We start from the raw sequence: 14,869 nt of genomic DNA, 5'->3' as shown, positions 1-14,869 counted from the left end.
AGTATTTAACAAGCATCAACAAACTGAGAATTTGATATAAAAACCTAAAAAGATTTAGATTTTTCCTCCTTAACTCTTCGGTAGCTATGGGAAGTTAGTCGTCCTCGTTTAGTTCTAAATGAAAGCCCGGAGTGACCGATATTCGTCCTTTTTCGCCATATAAGTAGCTCTTCAAGTGATTCAACTTTCTTTATTTGATTTTTTATTTTTTCAAAATATCCGTCAAAGTTCATAATTCCACACCTTACAGAGCAACAAACCGCTCTAACTTTTAATCACTCATTCCCAGCTTAAGGTTTCCTATACCTTTGGCTAAAAATCACAGTAATCGATTAACTAAACAACTTAATGGTTTAATAAATTATTTATATAAACAAAAAGCCACAAACTGTGGCTTTTACTTTGAAAATGTTTAACTATCAGGCTTCAAACAACAGATTAATCGTCCTGAAGAATACTTTATTTCAAATAACAATTAGACGACGTTTACTTGTAAGTTAGCGTCGGTTTCCAATCAGAAAATTTAAAGTCGTCCATTTCAACAATAAATAGCCCATTATCACCAACTGGCAGTTCCTTGGTTGCTTTAATGTACGAGTCGCTAGGCTCAAGATATTCATTCGCTGAAGCCCATAGCAGATGTGCATGATCATAAATATAGACGACATCACCACTCTGGATACAGTCATCTGACTCCACTTGGCGGCTGATTTTCATAAAGTCAGAAGAGTCGCGATCTTCGGTATAATACTTACTACCACTATAAGTCCAGTAGTAGTCTTTATAATCATCTCTTCGTGAAATTTGTACGTAGTCATGGTCGTGAATACACGTGCCGTTGTAAGGATACCAATTATCTAATTTAAACTCTGCATTCGGCACGCTGCCATCGTGACCGTAAGTAAGATAACCATTCGAGACATTTGCATCGGCGTAAACATATTGCCCCGTCAATTGATGCTTTAGACGAATGGCATTATAGGGTTTATTTTGGGGACGAGCGCTTTGGGTTGGCGTGCTTTCATCCGCGTACTCGAACGCGGCAACGGGGAAGTGGTCGGAATACTCGTAAAAGTAATACGGCTCCTGTGTACCAGGTAACTCCACTCTCTTTGAAACGACATCCAAGACTTGGTTGTGCCAATTTTTGGGTTGCTTATGGCTTCGCTCGACAAAGACATAGTCAAGCAGTTGGCCTTTTAAATCTGCATAATTCGCGTGTGCTAAGCCATTAGTTGCTGGGTCCCAGGAGTAAGGCGCACCAACATAATTAGTCGGCTCTGAAACATTTAAAGTCTCAATCATTGTAGGAAACTCTTGTGAGTCCTTCGCTACATTTAAATCACCGGCAATAAAAAACATTTCGTCAAATGAACGATTTGCACCTGAAATATAGTTCTCTATTTGTGCGAACTGGTCTTGTCGAACAACAGAAGGAGGAATGCTGCAGGTGTTGTCATCCGCTTGCACATGCGTGCCAACAATATTGTATCGCTCTCCGTTTTTGTTAATGACCGCATGAATAAAACCTTTTTGAGACGCCCAATCAGCGCCACACCCCTCTCTAAAGATAACTTGCGACTTGTACTCAATAGGATACTTACTGAGTACAATCACACCGCCATCATCGAGAGAAGTCGAGCGCCAGCCTTCGGTATGGTCCCAACCGCTTTTAGTACGGCCAAGGACAGGAGTCCTATACCCAAACTTCTGAGCTAGTGCATCAATCAGTATTGTGCTTGCTTGATTATCAAACACCTCGTTAAATACGAGCACATCAATATCGTCAAAAACCGGTGAGTTCGATAATAACTCCGCTCGCTTATTTGGGTTTGTTCCACCAACGAAAATGCCAAGGCGGTGGTCAAGCATATAAACGTTGTAGCTCATTATTTTTGGTGGAGCACTAATCTCATCTGCCTCTACAGCCAGACTGATCAGCAAATAAATTATGGGTAAAATATATCTAATCATGATACGTTGCCTCTTAATAAATTACAGAGGCATAGTTCCATAATGACCCAATTATCAATAGTAAAATATATCTGAAATTAATCTCAAAATACTATTAAAAGAATCAGTAGCTATTATAAAATTTGACTTCTTCTTGCCTTCCCATCTTTATCGCAATCATCTTTTTCACAGGGCTATTAGAGATTATGAGCTTATAGTTGTGTGGTAGTTTCTCCACGACCTGGACAGATTTAAAGAAAGATAATTTTCGTCTTGCGTCAAGGTATTTATTATAAAGTAACACTTCGTTATCTCGAGTGCTTAATTCAATATTACTTATATACTCTTCACTTATACTTACATTGAACAACCCCGCATCTTTATTATGAAACTCACCTTTCGTAAAAATATCGAGAGGCTTGTCTAATCCAGCTTCTTTAATGACGGTTACCGCTTCAAATTTGTTGTCGCTAATGACAACTTCCATATGTTCTTTTGCAAGAGATTCGCCATCCATGGACATATAAAGAGTGGTGGCACTAACAAGAACATTATTTTGTGTTTGAAGACTAAGCACAATGGAAGCCAGCATTAAGCACAGTGCGAAGAAAAGAAAATAAACACTTTTATTTTTAATATACATAATCGTTTAATTCTACCTGAATCATATCGACCAGACTCTCACTTGATTGGGGAGAGTCAAACATAACAACAAGGTTGATAGGAGGTGAAAGTGGCTTGAGTATCACAATGGATAATGTTTCATCTGAATGAGCGAGGACAAGTCGATCTAACTTACCTTGCGCAACCTTCTCTCTAACCAAAGGCGCTACGCCTTTAGCAACGGCCTTGGCTTCTTCTTCATCATCACAATAAACGGTGATGTGTTGAGTGGAGAATATTTTTGTTAACGGTAACCAACCGCCTAACCTTGAGTTCTTTTCGGTAAACACAAACGGAAAAATCACCGCAATAGACACAAACAAGCAGCCAGCGGCGATGTACATGTGATTACGACTCAGTTTAAGTCGAAGTCTGTCAACAACGGTGGACACCAACACGCTATCTTCTGAATCAGACTCTTCAACCAAAGAATTATCCTGATTCATCAATCCATCTTGTTCTTCCCCTTGCCATGAAACCGCATCACTTTCTAGTTTATATCCAACCTTAGCGACGGTCTTAAGATGCTTTTGAGCTTTACCGTCATCTTCAATTAAGGTACGTATCGCACTAATAGATTGAGTCAGTGAACCCTCAGAGACATGCTTTCCTGGCCAAGCGCCTTTTAATAGCTCTTCTTTCGTGTTTATTTTTCCAGCATTCTCACAAAGCATCAAAATGACCAGATGGTCGTGGTAACCAATACGTTTCTCTTCATTTGTGATTAAATTAGTAACGAGTGGATGGTCAGAATGTATTAACCAGTTTTTAATTTTGTACATGAATCAACCTTTAAACCACAATTTTTATACCTATATATTTTTCATGGGTAATAAAGTCTTAAATAAAATAATACTCCAGTGCCACGAACACATTTAAACCAAATGAGTTTGGAAATAATAATATTGTTATTTTTATTTAGCAAATAAGCGACATTGCTCACACAATAAGTATACATAACAAGCACATAGCTATAAAATAAAAAAAACTAAACGGCTAACTTATTTGAATTGACAGATAATTCACAAAAAAAAAGAGAAGAAACCAACCCAATAACGGAATAGGTAATTAGTAAATATGAAAGTAAATTAAGTAAAACGTATAATTTAAAATAAAACTGAAAATTTATTCACAAATGCAAATACACACAAAAATATTAATATCGGTTCATATAAATATGGTTTTCCCAACCCTATAATAGACTATTTTTCCATCAACCAAGGTTCAGGTTGCATATTTTCTGTACTCAAATACCCCACCCTTAACCCAATAATTTTTACAACTATCAAAAGTCCAAAACCTTGGTACTTCTCTTATCCGTCGCTACTACCAGTAATTACGAACTCAGGCCCACCATTACCAACGTTAAAATTGTCAATATCTGTACAAGGCACGTTCAAACAAAACCATTTGATGTTGTTTCAATGCGCATAACCAGTTGAATTTAAAATTAATGCACAATAGTCATCAAGAAAATGAAAAGCATTCATTTTACTCATAAACTGTAAATCCATACGATTGACAGGGTTAAGAATGGTTCCGTCCTACTCGTCGCCTCCATTCTATTTATCAATAATTTAGGGATTTACTAATGACTATTCCGACGACTGATATGCTAGACGCATGGGCTGGATTCACTGCTGGTGAATGGCAAAACTCTGTCAACACTCGTGACTTCATCCAAAAAAACTACACACCCTATGAGGGAGACGAGTCCTTCTTAGCCGAGGTTAGCGCATCCACTTCAGCATTATGGAACCAAGTGCTTGAAGGCATTAAGCAAGAAAGCCGCACACACGCGCCTGTTGATTTCGATACCGATCTGCCATCAACGATTACTTCTCACGATGCGGGTTACATCAACAAAGATCTGGAAAAGATCGTTGGCTTACAAACCGATCAGCCTCTAAAACGTGCAATCATCGCTAATGGTGGTATTCGCATGGTGAAAAACTCGTGCGAAGTTTATGGCCGCGAATTGGATCCAGCAGTCGAAAAGATCTTCACCGAATACCGTAAAACTCACAACAAAGCGTGTTTCGATCTTTACACCAAAGAAATCTTAGCGTGTCGTAAATCAGGCATCATCACTGGTCTCCCTGATGCCTATGGCCGTGGTCGTATCATTGGTGACTACCGTCGTATCGCTCTTTACGGTATCGACTTCTTAAAAGCGGACAAAAAAGAGCAATACAACTCGACACAAACTTTCCTAGAGCGCGGTGGCGATCTTGAGAAAACGCTTCGTCTACGCGAAGAAATTGCAGACCAAGTTCAAGCACTTGAAGACATTCGTCAAATGGGTTTGAAATACGGCATTGATATGTCGCTACCTGCAAAAACAGCGCAAGAAGCGATTCAATTTACCTACTTTGGTTACTTGGCCGCAGTTAAATCACAAAATGGCGCAGCAATGTCATTGGGTCGTACATCGACTTTCCTAGATGTTTACCTAGAACGTGATATCGCAAATGGCTTGATTGATGAATCACAAGCGCAAGAGATGATCGACCACTTCATCATGAAACTGCGCATGGTTCGCTTCCTTCGTACACCAGAGTACGATTCATTGTTCTCTGGCGACCCTATCTGGGCAACAGAAGCAATGGCAGGTATGGGTGTTGATGGCCGTACACTAGTATCTAAAACGACATTCCGATACTTACATACACTACATACTATGGGCCCAGCACCTGAGCCAAACATGACGATTCTTTGGTCAGAGCAATTGCCAGAAGCGTTCAAGCAATACGCGGCAAAAGTGTCAATTGATACCTCTTCTGTTCAATACGAAAACGACGATCTAATGCGTCCTGATTTCGACAATGACGACTACGCGATTGCATGTTGTGTGAGCCCACAGATTGTTGGTCAGCATATGCAGTTCTTTGGTGCACGTGCCAACCTTGCAAAAGCGCTGCTTTACACTATCAATGGTGGTATCGACGAAAAATCGAAAGCGCAAGTGGGTCCGGTAGTGGACAAAGTTCAAGATGAAATTCTCGACTTTGACGCTTTGATGCCACGCTTCGACAACATGTTGGAATGGCTAGCAACCCAATACGTGACAGCGTTGAACATCATCCATTACTCGCATGACCGTTACAGCTACGAAGCATCACTGATGGCATTGATGGATCGCGACGTGCACCGCACTATGGCGTGTGGTATTGCAGGTCTGTCTGTTGTCGCTGACTCTTTGGCGGCAATTAAATACGCGACCGTGAAACCTGTTCGTGATGAAGATGGCATCGCCGTTGATTTTGAAATCGAAGGTGATTATCCAAAATTTGGTAACAACGATGCTCGTGTCGATGACATCGCTTGTGATCTGGTTGAACGCTTCATGAAGAAAATTCAGAAGATGCACACCTACCGCGAAGCTGTGCCAACTCAATCAATACTAACGATCACATCTAACGTGGTTTACGGCAAAAAAACAGGTAATACACCAGATGGCCGTCGCGCAGGTATGCCTTTTGGCCCAGGTGCAAACCCAATGCACGGTCGTGATGAAAAAGGTGCGGTTGCGTCTTTGGCATCGGTATCTAAACTGCCGTTTGCTTACGCAAAAGATGGTATTTCTTACACCTTCTCAATTGTGCCTAACGCACTAGGTAAAGATGAATTAAGTCAGAAGAAAAACCTTGCCGCGCTAATGGATGGTTACTTCCATCACGAAGCAAGCAACGAGGGTGTCGCGATTGAAGGTGGCCAACACCTTAACGTCAACGTTCTGAACCGAGAGATGTTATTGGATGCGGTTGAACATCCAGAGAAATACCCTCAGTTGACGATTCGAGTGTCCGGCTACGCGGTACGTTTTAACTCGCTAACTCGAGAGCAACAACAAGACGTGATCAGCCGAACTTTCACAGAAAAACTGTAATCGCGAGATTATAAAGTAATCGAAGCTCATCCCTCTAACTCATTAGGGGTATGAGCTTTTGTCGTTTCTGGCGAACCATACGAAGTGATACCAAAACCATCAACAACGCGTGCGTTAAATCAGTGGCGGTAATTGCGTTTTTCTTTGTTAACAACCATTCACCAAACTTTTCAATTTCTTATTAATTCATCCGCTCACATCACATACACGTATAATTTTCCATCGGGTGCATAAAACCACACCGTTCTCTGGTTGTTATTGGTGTCACAAAACACGATAATATTGGGATCGGATTTGAAGAACGTAATAACTATGACCGAATATATTTTGTTGTTGGTCGGCACTGTGCTGGTGAACAACTTTGTACTGGTGAAGTTTTTAGGCTTGTGTCCTTTTATGGGCGTGTCTAAAAAACTGGAAACAGCAATTGGCATGGGCTTAGCTACAACTTTTGTACTAACGCTCGCGTCTGTGTGTGCATACTTGGTGGAAAGCTATGTTTTGCGTCCACTGGGCATCGAATATTTACGAACCATGAGCTTTATTTTGGTGATCGCTGTTGTTGTACAGTTCACCGAAATGGTCGTGCACAAAACCAGCCCGACGCTTTATCGTCTATTGGGTATCTTCCTACCACTGATCACAACGAACTGTGCGGTTCTGGGTGTTGCTCTACTTAACATCAATGAAAACCACAACTTTATCGAATCGATCATTTACGGTTTTGGTGCAGCGGTTGGCTTCTCTTTGGTACTTATCCTATTTGCGTCAATGCGTGAACGTATTGCTGCAGCTGATGTACCTGTGCCATTTAAAGGCGCATCGATTGCAATGATCACCGCAGGCCTTATGTCTCTTGCCTTTATGGGCTTTACAGGTTTGGTGAAGTAAACGATGAGTACGATTTTAATTGCGATCATCGCTCTTGCTGCCCTCGCAGCTGTATTCGGGGCAATACTCGGTTTTGCATCGATTCGCTTCAAAGTCGAAGCGGATCCAATTGTCGATCAAATCGATTCTATCCTACCGCAAACTCAGTGTGGCCAATGTGGCTACCCTGGTTGTCGTCCATACGCAGAAGCAATCGCGAATGGCGATAAAATCAATAAATGTCCTCCAGGTGGTCAAGCGACCATTGAAAAACTGGCGGATCTAATGGGCGTCGAAGCCGAAGAGTCGGCACACGATCTCGACAGCAAAGTCAAAACCGTTGCTTTCATCCATGAAGACATGTGTATCGGTTGTACCAAGTGTATCCAAGCGTGTCCTGTGGATGCGATTGTTGGTGGTACTAAAGCCCTTCATACCGTAATCAAAGACGAATGTACAGGTTGTGACTTGTGCGTTGCGCCTTGTCCAACTGACTGTATTGAAATGATTCCTGTGGAAACTACCACAGAGAGCTGGAAGTGGAAGCTTAACGCCATTCCAGTCGTTAACATTACGGATGCTGCCAATGCAGCGAACGTGACTGATTCAATTAAATAAGGTTTCGTATGTTGTCTTTGATTGAACAAATTCGTACTGGTTCTCTATGGGATTTCCCAGGCGGCGTGCATCCGGCAGAAAACAAAAAGCAATCCAACAAAACTGAATTGGTTCATGCAGCCATTCCGTCGGAAATCGTCCTACCTTTAAAACAACACATCGGTAAAGCAGGTAATCTATTGATTGCTGTTGGTGACACAGTGTTGAAAGGTCAACAGCTGACGGCGTCAGACAGTGGTTTCACCGTTCCTGTTCATGCTCCAACTTCTGGGCAAGTAACAGCTATCGAGCCACGAACCGTAGCTCACCCATCGGGGTTAAGTGAACTGTGCGCAGTTATCACACCTGATGGTAATGATACTTGGTGTGAGAAAACGCCAGTAGCCGATTACACCCAAGAATCCGCTGATGCATTGATCGACGTGATCCGCCTTGCTGGTATCTCTGGCATGGGTGGCGCAGGCTTCCCTACAGCTAAGAAGATCCAATCGGGTATTGCACGTACCGAAATTCTTATCGTTAATGCGGCAGAATGTGAACCTTACATCACCGCCGATGACAAACTCATGCAGGAACATGCAGACGAACTGATCCAAGGTATCGAGATCGTCGAACATATCCTTAAGCCAAAACTGACCATCATCGGTATTGAAGATAACAAGCCAGCAGCAATCAAAGCGCTGGAACAAGCGGCGATGAACAAAGACATCGTGATCCGCGTTATCCCAACCAAATACCCTTCTGGTGGTGAGAAGCAACTCATCAAGATTTTGACCAACAAAGAAGTTCCTAGCGGCGCTATCCCTGCCGATATTGGTATCCTGGTTCAAAACGTTGGTTCTCTCTACTCAATTAAACGTGCAGTGATCGATGGCGAACCTGTAGTAAATCGCATCGTGACTCTAACGGGTAAGACCTTCAAGCAACCACGTAACGTTTGGACGCTACTTGGTACGCCAGTACAAGCACTTTTAGACGAGTTTGGCTACAAAGCAGATAAGAAACTGCAGCGCCTGATCATGGGTGGTCCAATGATGGGCTTTACCCTCCCCCACGCTCAGGTTCCTATCACTAAAACGGCAAACTGTATTCTGGCACCTAAGCGTCGAGAAATCGCTTCTGACCAATACGAAATGGAATGTATCCGTTGTAGCCAATGTGCGGAAGCGTGCCCTGCATCGCTATTGCCACAGCAGCTTCAGTGGTATGCAAAAAGCCAAGAATACGAAAAGCTGGAAGAACTGAACCTTAAAGATTGTATTGAATGTGGCGCGTGTGCATTTGTGTGCCCGAGTGAAATTCCGCTGGTTCAATACTATCGCCAAGCGAAAGCTGAAATCCGTACACGCGCTCAAGAAGCCGCAGCAGCTGAACGAGCTAAGCTGCGCTTTGAAGAGAAGAAAGCGCGTATGGAACGCGAAAAAGCAGAACGTGAAAATCGCTTTAAGAAAGCCGCAGATGATCGTCGTAAAGACATGAAAGCCTCTGGCGGTGACGATGCTATTGCTGCAGCCATCGCTCGCGTGAAAGCACAAAAAGACAATGCCGAAGCCAAAGCGGAACCAGCAGTGAAACCAGCGGTTGCAGCCGCGATTGCCAAAGCAAAAGCCAAACAAGCTGCAGCAGCTCAATCTGGTGCAGCCGAGCCTGATAACTCAGAAATGGCGAAGCTACGCGAAGAACGCAAACGTCTTGCTCGCGAACGCAAAGCACAAAAAGAGCAAGGTGACACATCTACGGATAATGCTGACGATAAGAAGTCGGCGGTTGCAGCAGCAATTGCCCGTGCTAAGGCGAAGAAAGCTCAACAAGAAGACGCATCAACACCTGCTGAATCTGGTGACAAGAAAGCAGCCGTCGCGGCAGCTATCGCCAGAGCTAAAGCGAAAAAAGCACAACAAGCAGATTCAACCGAATCTGTAGAAGCTGAAACACCTGTTAAACAAGCTGAAGATCCGAAGAAAGCCGCAGTAGCTGCAGCGATTGCTCGTGCAAAAGCGCGCAAAGCTCAGCAAGAAGACTCTATGGAATCTGCAGAAGCGGAAACACCAGCAGAACAAGCTGAAGATCCAAAGCAAGCTGCTGTTGCTGCAGCGATTGCTCGTGCCAAAGCACGTAAAGCTCAGCAAGAAGGTTCTACAGAATCTGCAGAAACGGAAGCACCTGCTAAACAAGCTGAAGATCCGAAGAAAGCAGCAGTTGCCGCTGCCATTGCTCGTGCTAAAGCGCGTAAAGCTCAACAAGAAGGTTCTACTGAATCTGTAGAAACGGAAGCGCCTACAGAACAAACTGAAGATCCAAAGAAAGCTGCGGTTGCCGCAGCCATTGCTCGCGCTAAAGCACGCAAAGCTCAGCAAGAAGAATCAACTGAGTCTGCAGAAACGGAAGCGCCTACAGAACAAACTGAAGATCCAAAGAAAGCCGCTGTTGCCGCAGCTATTGCTCGTGCTAAAGCACGCAAAGCTCAGCAAGAAGCACAAACAGAATCTGTTGAAGCGGAAGCTCCTTCTGAAGAGCCAGAAGTGGATCCAAAGAAAGCTGCTGTTGCCGCTGCCATTGCTCGCGCTAAAGCACGTAAAGCTCAGCAAGAGGCACATACAGAATCTGTTGAAGAAACGCCTTCTGAAGAACCAGAAGTGGATCCGAAGAAAGCCGCGGTTGCCGCAGCCATTGCTCGTGCTAAGGCACGTAAAGCTCAGCAAGAAGCGAATAAGAACAATACTGAGGAGAACGAGTAATGTCGTTTTTTATTGCCAGTTCACCACACGCTCACAGCCGTCGCAGCACGCCTGATTTGATGAAATGGGTAGCCCTGTGCGCTATTCCTGGCTTAGTGGCTCAAACCTATTTCTTTGGTTGGGGCACCATCATTCAACTTGTGTTCGCTATTGCGGTCGCAGTGTCACTTGAAGCATTAGTCATGCTTGTGCGTAAGCGTTCTCCAATACGAGCACTACGTGATAACAGTGCCATCGTGACAGCATGGCTATTAGCCGTAGCAATCCCACCATGGTCCCCTTGGTGGATCATGGTTATCGGTTTGATCTTTGCCATCGTTATTGCAAAGCACTTATACGGTGGTATTGGTCAAAACCTATTTAACCCAGCAATGGTCGCTTACGTTGTATTGCTTATCTCCTTCCCTGTCCAAATGACAAGTTGGAGCGCGCCTGTTTCATTGATGTCTGAGCATGTGACTTTTGCAGACGCGTTGTCTCTGATCTTCACTGGCTATGACTTTGATGGTTTGTCGCTGCAACAAGTTCGCGCTGGTGTGGATGGCGTGACAATGGCAACTCCATTAGATGCATTCAAAACTGGTATTCATACTGGTGCAACGCCAAGTGAGGTGCTTTCACAGCCAATGTTTGGTGGGCTTGCGGGTATCGGTTGGCAATGGGTAAACCTAGCTTACTTGGTTGGTGGCCTAGTGATGATCAAGAAACGCATCATCCAATGGTACATTCCTGTTGGTTTCCTAGGTAGCTTGGCACTGTTTAGTACCGTGTTTAGCTTGATCATACCGGGAGAAACCGCGTCACCAATCTTCCACCTACTTTCAGGTGCAACGATGTTAGGCGCGTTCTTTATCGCTACCGATCCTGTTTCAGCATCAACGACCGTGAAAGGTCGCTTGATTTTCGGCGCTCTGATCGGTGCGTTGGTATTCATTATTCGTAGTTGGGGTGGCTTCCCAGATGGCGTTGCATTCGCTGTTCTGCTTGCCAATATGTGTGTACCGCTGATCGACTACTACACCAAACCAAGAACTTACGGTCACTGAGGTAAACATGTTAACCGCTATTAGAAAAAATGGTCTGACATTGGCGATCTTCGCCTGTGCTACAACCGGTCTTGTGGCACTGACTCAGTACCTAACAAAAGATCAAATTAAGCTTCAGGAACAAAAGCAATTGCTGTCGGTTCTTAACCAAGTGATTCCGGAAGAAATGCATGACAACAACCTTGTCGCGGCATGTACTATGGTATCTGCGCCCGATCTAGGCACAGTTCGCTCGATGCCAACTTACATCGCCACTAAAGATGGCCAAACGACGGCAATGGCGATTGAGTCCATCGCACCAGATGGCTACAACGGTGAAATCAAAATCATCACTGGCATCGATAACGAAGGCAAGATCCTTGGTACTCGTATCCTAAGCCATCAAGAAACGCCGGGATTGGGTGATAAAATTGATTTACGCGTTACGGATTGGATCTTGAGCTTCACTGGTAAGCAAGTCACCGAAGGCAACTGGAATTCTTGGCGAGTTCGTAAAGATGGTGGCGATTTCGATCAGTTTACTGGCGCAACTATTACCCCTCGTGCGGTAGTGAAAGCGGTGAGAAACACAGTAAACTACGTAAATAAGTCTCGTGATGAGATTCTAAATCAGCCCCTAGACTGCGCAGGAGGCAACCATGAGTGAAAATAAACTGCTAATGAAAAACGGCATGTGGAGCAACAACCCTGCCCTAGTGCAACTTCTGGGGTTGTGTCCTCTACTTGCGGTTTCTTCCACTATTACCAACGCCCTTGGTTTGGGTATTGCAACCTTATTGGTGCTTGTTGGTTCGAACGTGACGGTTTCACTGATTCGTAACTACGTACCAAAAGAAATCCGTATTCCCGTTTTCGTTATGATCATCGCCGCCTTGGTAACTTGTGTTCAACTCTTGATGAACGCTTATGCCTACGGACTGTATCTATCTCTGGGCATCTTCATCCCACTGATCGTAACCAACTGTATTATCATCGGCCGTGCGGAAGCTTACGCTTCGAAGAATGATCCATTGCCAGCAGCATTGGATGGTTTCTGGATGGGGCTGGGTATGACAACGGTATTGGTTGTACTTGGTGCTATGCGTGAACTTATCGGTAACGGCACCTTGTTCGATGGTGCAGACCTGCTATTGGGTGACTGGGCTGCGGCACTGCGTATTCAAGTTTTCCACTTTGATAGCAGCTTCCTATTGGCATTATTGCCGCCAGGGGCTTTTATTGGCGTAGGACTTTTGATTGCGTTGAAAAACGTTATCGACAGCTCAATTCAGGCACGTCAGCCAAAAGAAGAAAAACCAGCCATTGAGCGCGCTCGCGTAACTAACGCATAATATAAGAATTCAAAAATCAAGGCTCTACCACTCGTAGGGCCTTTTTCATAAACCGCAAAGACGGGTTTGGAAGTCAGCAATGAACAAAGTCAAAAGAATTGAAATTCTCGAACGACTACGAGAAAACAATCCCAATCCTCAGACGGAGCTTAACTGGAGCACACCGTTTGAGTTACTTATCGCAGTACTGCTTTCTGCGCAGGCGACAGACGTAAGTGTAAACAAAGCAACAGACAAGCTTTACCCTGTAGCGAACACACCACAAGGCATTCTTGATTTGGGTATCGATGGTTTAAAGGAATACATCAAAACCATCGGTCTGTTTAATTCAAAAGCCGAAAACACCATCAAGACTTGTAAGATCTTGCTAGAGAAGCACAACGGTGAAGTGCCAGAAGATCGTGCAGCACTTGAAGCTTTGCCGGGTGTAGGTCGTAAAACCGCTAACGTGGTACTGAATACCGCCTTCGGTTGGCCAACTATCGCGGTGGACACGCACATCTATCGTGTATCTAACCGTACAAAGTTTGCGATGGGTAAAACCGTCGACGACGTAGAAGAAAAACTTCTTAAAGTGGTGCCAAAAGAGTTTAAGCTTGATGTACACCACTGGCTGATCCTTCATGGTCGCTATACCTGTGTGGCGAGAAAGCCTCGCTGTGGCAGCTGTATCATCGAAGATCTGTGTGAATTCAAAGAAAAAGTGTACCCAGACGAATAACCCCGTCTGAAACAATCGCTAGGAGCAAATAATGTCAAACGGTCGAATTCTTCACACCATGCTGCGCGTGGGTGATCTAGACAAATCTATCAAGTTCTACACTGAAGTCATGGGCATGCAGTTGCTTCGTACTAATGAAAACAAAGAGTACGAATACACGCTGGCGTTCCTTGGTTACGGTGATGAGTCTCAAGGTGCCGTCATTGAGCTAACTTACAACTGGGGTAAAACCGAGTACGACCTAGGCTCTGCATTTGGCCACATCGCAATTGGCGTAGACGATATCTACTCAACTTGCGACGCAATCAAAGCAGCTGGCGGTAACGTGACTCGCGAAGCTGGCCCAGTTAAAGGCGGAACGACTCATATCGCTTTCGTTAAGGACCCAGATGGCTACATGATTGAACTGATTCAAAATAAACAAGCATCAGCAGGCCTAGAGGGCTAACTCAGCCTCTCCTACTGAAACTCGCTATTATTTGCAGGCAGGTCTGAGACCTGCCTTTCTTTTATCAACAAATTACTTTACTTGATAATAATTATCGTTTAGATTCACCACCAACATCGACATGTGGGATAACGATAATGATCAGTGAATGGGAAAAACACACACTTCTAGCCGATACGGCACTTCAACTAGATGACCCTGTTCGCAGCATTCTTCATTACCAGCAAGCCCTTAGCCTGAGTGAAGATATTAGCGAATGCGTGGAAATAGAGGCCGACGAGCGATTATTGATTTCGGTGATTTCATGCCACAACCTTGCCCAATTTTGGCGCTGGGCAGGCGACACAGAATATGAGCTCAAATATCTTCAACTCGCTTCTGAGAAAGTGCTGACGCTGATCCCTCAATGTCCGAATAGAGATTGCGCAAGCTTTATTGATTCAATCGGCTGCTGTACTAAGGCCCTCATTGATTTCATGAAGCGCCATCCAAACCCTGTAATCGCAAAACAGGTCGAGAAAATCGACACAGCAACCAATTGCGAAATCATTGCTAAGTTCCGCTTAAACTAGCATTCATTATATGCCTTAAG

The 14,869-nt window shown here is 44.1% G+C and carries 13 protein-coding genes; 10 read left to right on the top strand and 3 right to left on the bottom strand.

All coding sequences use genetic code 11. From position 1 onward, the window contains the following. Positions 1–486: 486 nt before the first annotated feature. The 3 genes from sph to KHO06_RS06080 form a co-directional block, all read right to left on the bottom strand. The gene (gene sph / locus KHO06_RS06090) at positions 487–1,974 is read right to left on the bottom strand and encodes a sphingomyelin phosphodiesterase (RefSeq protein ID WP_244858382.1); all 1,488 of its coding nucleotides are present in this window, start codon (positions 1,972–1,974) and stop codon (positions 487–489) included. A gap of 103 nt (positions 1,975–2,077) precedes the next feature. After that, complete coding sequence (locus KHO06_RS06085) at positions 2,078–2,596, bottom strand: hypothetical protein (protein WP_212582242.1); 519 nt, start codon at positions 2,594–2,596, stop codon at positions 2,078–2,080. Next, entirely contained in the window at positions 2,586–3,398 is an 813-nt protein-coding gene (locus tag KHO06_RS06080) for a winged helix-turn-helix domain-containing protein (protein ID WP_212582241.1), read from the bottom strand. The genes KHO06_RS06085 and KHO06_RS06080 overlap by 11 nt, the downstream gene beginning before the upstream one ends. 809 nt (positions 3,399–4,207) lie before the next feature. Between KHO06_RS06080 and pflB the strand changes: the two genes are divergently transcribed. The 10 genes from pflB (at position 4,208) to KHO06_RS06030 (ending at position 14,849) form a co-directional block, all read left to right on the top strand. Beyond that, entirely contained in the window at positions 4,208–6,505 is a 2,298-nt protein-coding gene (pflB, locus tag KHO06_RS06075; RefSeq protein WP_212582240.1) for a formate C-acetyltransferase, read from the top strand. Between the two features lie 312 nt (positions 6,506–6,817). Further along, on the top strand, positions 6,818–7,396 hold the full coding sequence (gene rsxA, locus KHO06_RS06070) for an electron transport complex subunit RsxA (RefSeq protein ID WP_005425202.1): 579 nt from the start codon (positions 6,818–6,820) through the stop codon (positions 7,394–7,396). A gap of 3 nt (positions 7,397–7,399) precedes the next feature. Then, positions 7,400–7,993, top strand: coding sequence for an electron transport complex subunit RsxB (rsxB, locus tag KHO06_RS06065; protein ID WP_005439677.1), 594 nt, complete (start codon positions 7,400–7,402; stop codon positions 7,991–7,993). 8 nt (positions 7,994–8,001) lie between these two features. Then, a complete protein-coding gene (gene rsxC / locus KHO06_RS06060; protein WP_212582239.1) occupies positions 8,002–10,731 on the top strand; it encodes an electron transport complex subunit RsxC in 2,730 nt (909 codons plus the stop codon). After that, complete coding sequence (rsxD, locus tag KHO06_RS06055) at positions 10,731–11,777, top strand: electron transport complex subunit RsxD (protein WP_077262371.1); 1,047 nt, start codon at positions 10,731–10,733, stop codon at positions 11,775–11,777. Before rsxC ends, rsxD begins: the two co-directional genes overlap by 1 nt. 7 nt (positions 11,778–11,784) lie before the next feature. Then, positions 11,785–12,423: an electron transport complex subunit RsxG gene (gene rsxG / locus KHO06_RS06050; RefSeq protein WP_038889838.1), complete on the top strand. Its 639-nt coding sequence runs from the start codon at positions 11,785–11,787 to the stop codon at positions 12,421–12,423. Then, complete coding sequence (locus KHO06_RS06045; RefSeq protein WP_010645729.1) at positions 12,416–13,108, top strand: electron transport complex subunit E; 693 nt, start codon at positions 12,416–12,418, stop codon at positions 13,106–13,108. Before rsxG ends, KHO06_RS06045 begins: the two co-directional genes overlap by 8 nt. A 79-nt stretch (positions 13,109–13,187) precedes the next feature. Next, positions 13,188–13,829, top strand: a complete 642-nt coding sequence (nth, locus tag KHO06_RS06040) for an endonuclease III (RefSeq protein WP_050906281.1) — start codon at positions 13,188–13,190, stop codon at positions 13,827–13,829. 31 nt (positions 13,830–13,860) lie between these two features. Further along, a complete protein-coding gene (gene gloA / locus KHO06_RS06035; protein WP_005536423.1) occupies positions 13,861–14,277 on the top strand; it encodes a lactoylglutathione lyase in 417 nt (138 codons plus the stop codon). Between the two features lie 137 nt (positions 14,278–14,414). Then, a complete protein-coding gene (locus KHO06_RS06030; RefSeq protein ID WP_005536418.1) occupies positions 14,415–14,849 on the top strand; it encodes a DUF2753 domain-containing protein in 435 nt (144 codons plus the stop codon). Positions 14,850–14,869: the final 20 nt, after the last annotated feature.

The sequence above is a fragment of the Vibrio sp. B1FIG11 genome (assembly GCF_905175335.1).
In the GTDB taxonomy this organism is placed as follows: domain Bacteria; phylum Pseudomonadota; class Gammaproteobacteria; order Enterobacterales; family Vibrionaceae; genus Vibrio; species Vibrio campbellii.
Note: the sequence above shows the minus strand (reverse complement) of the source record. Positions and strands in the feature narration are given on the sequence as shown.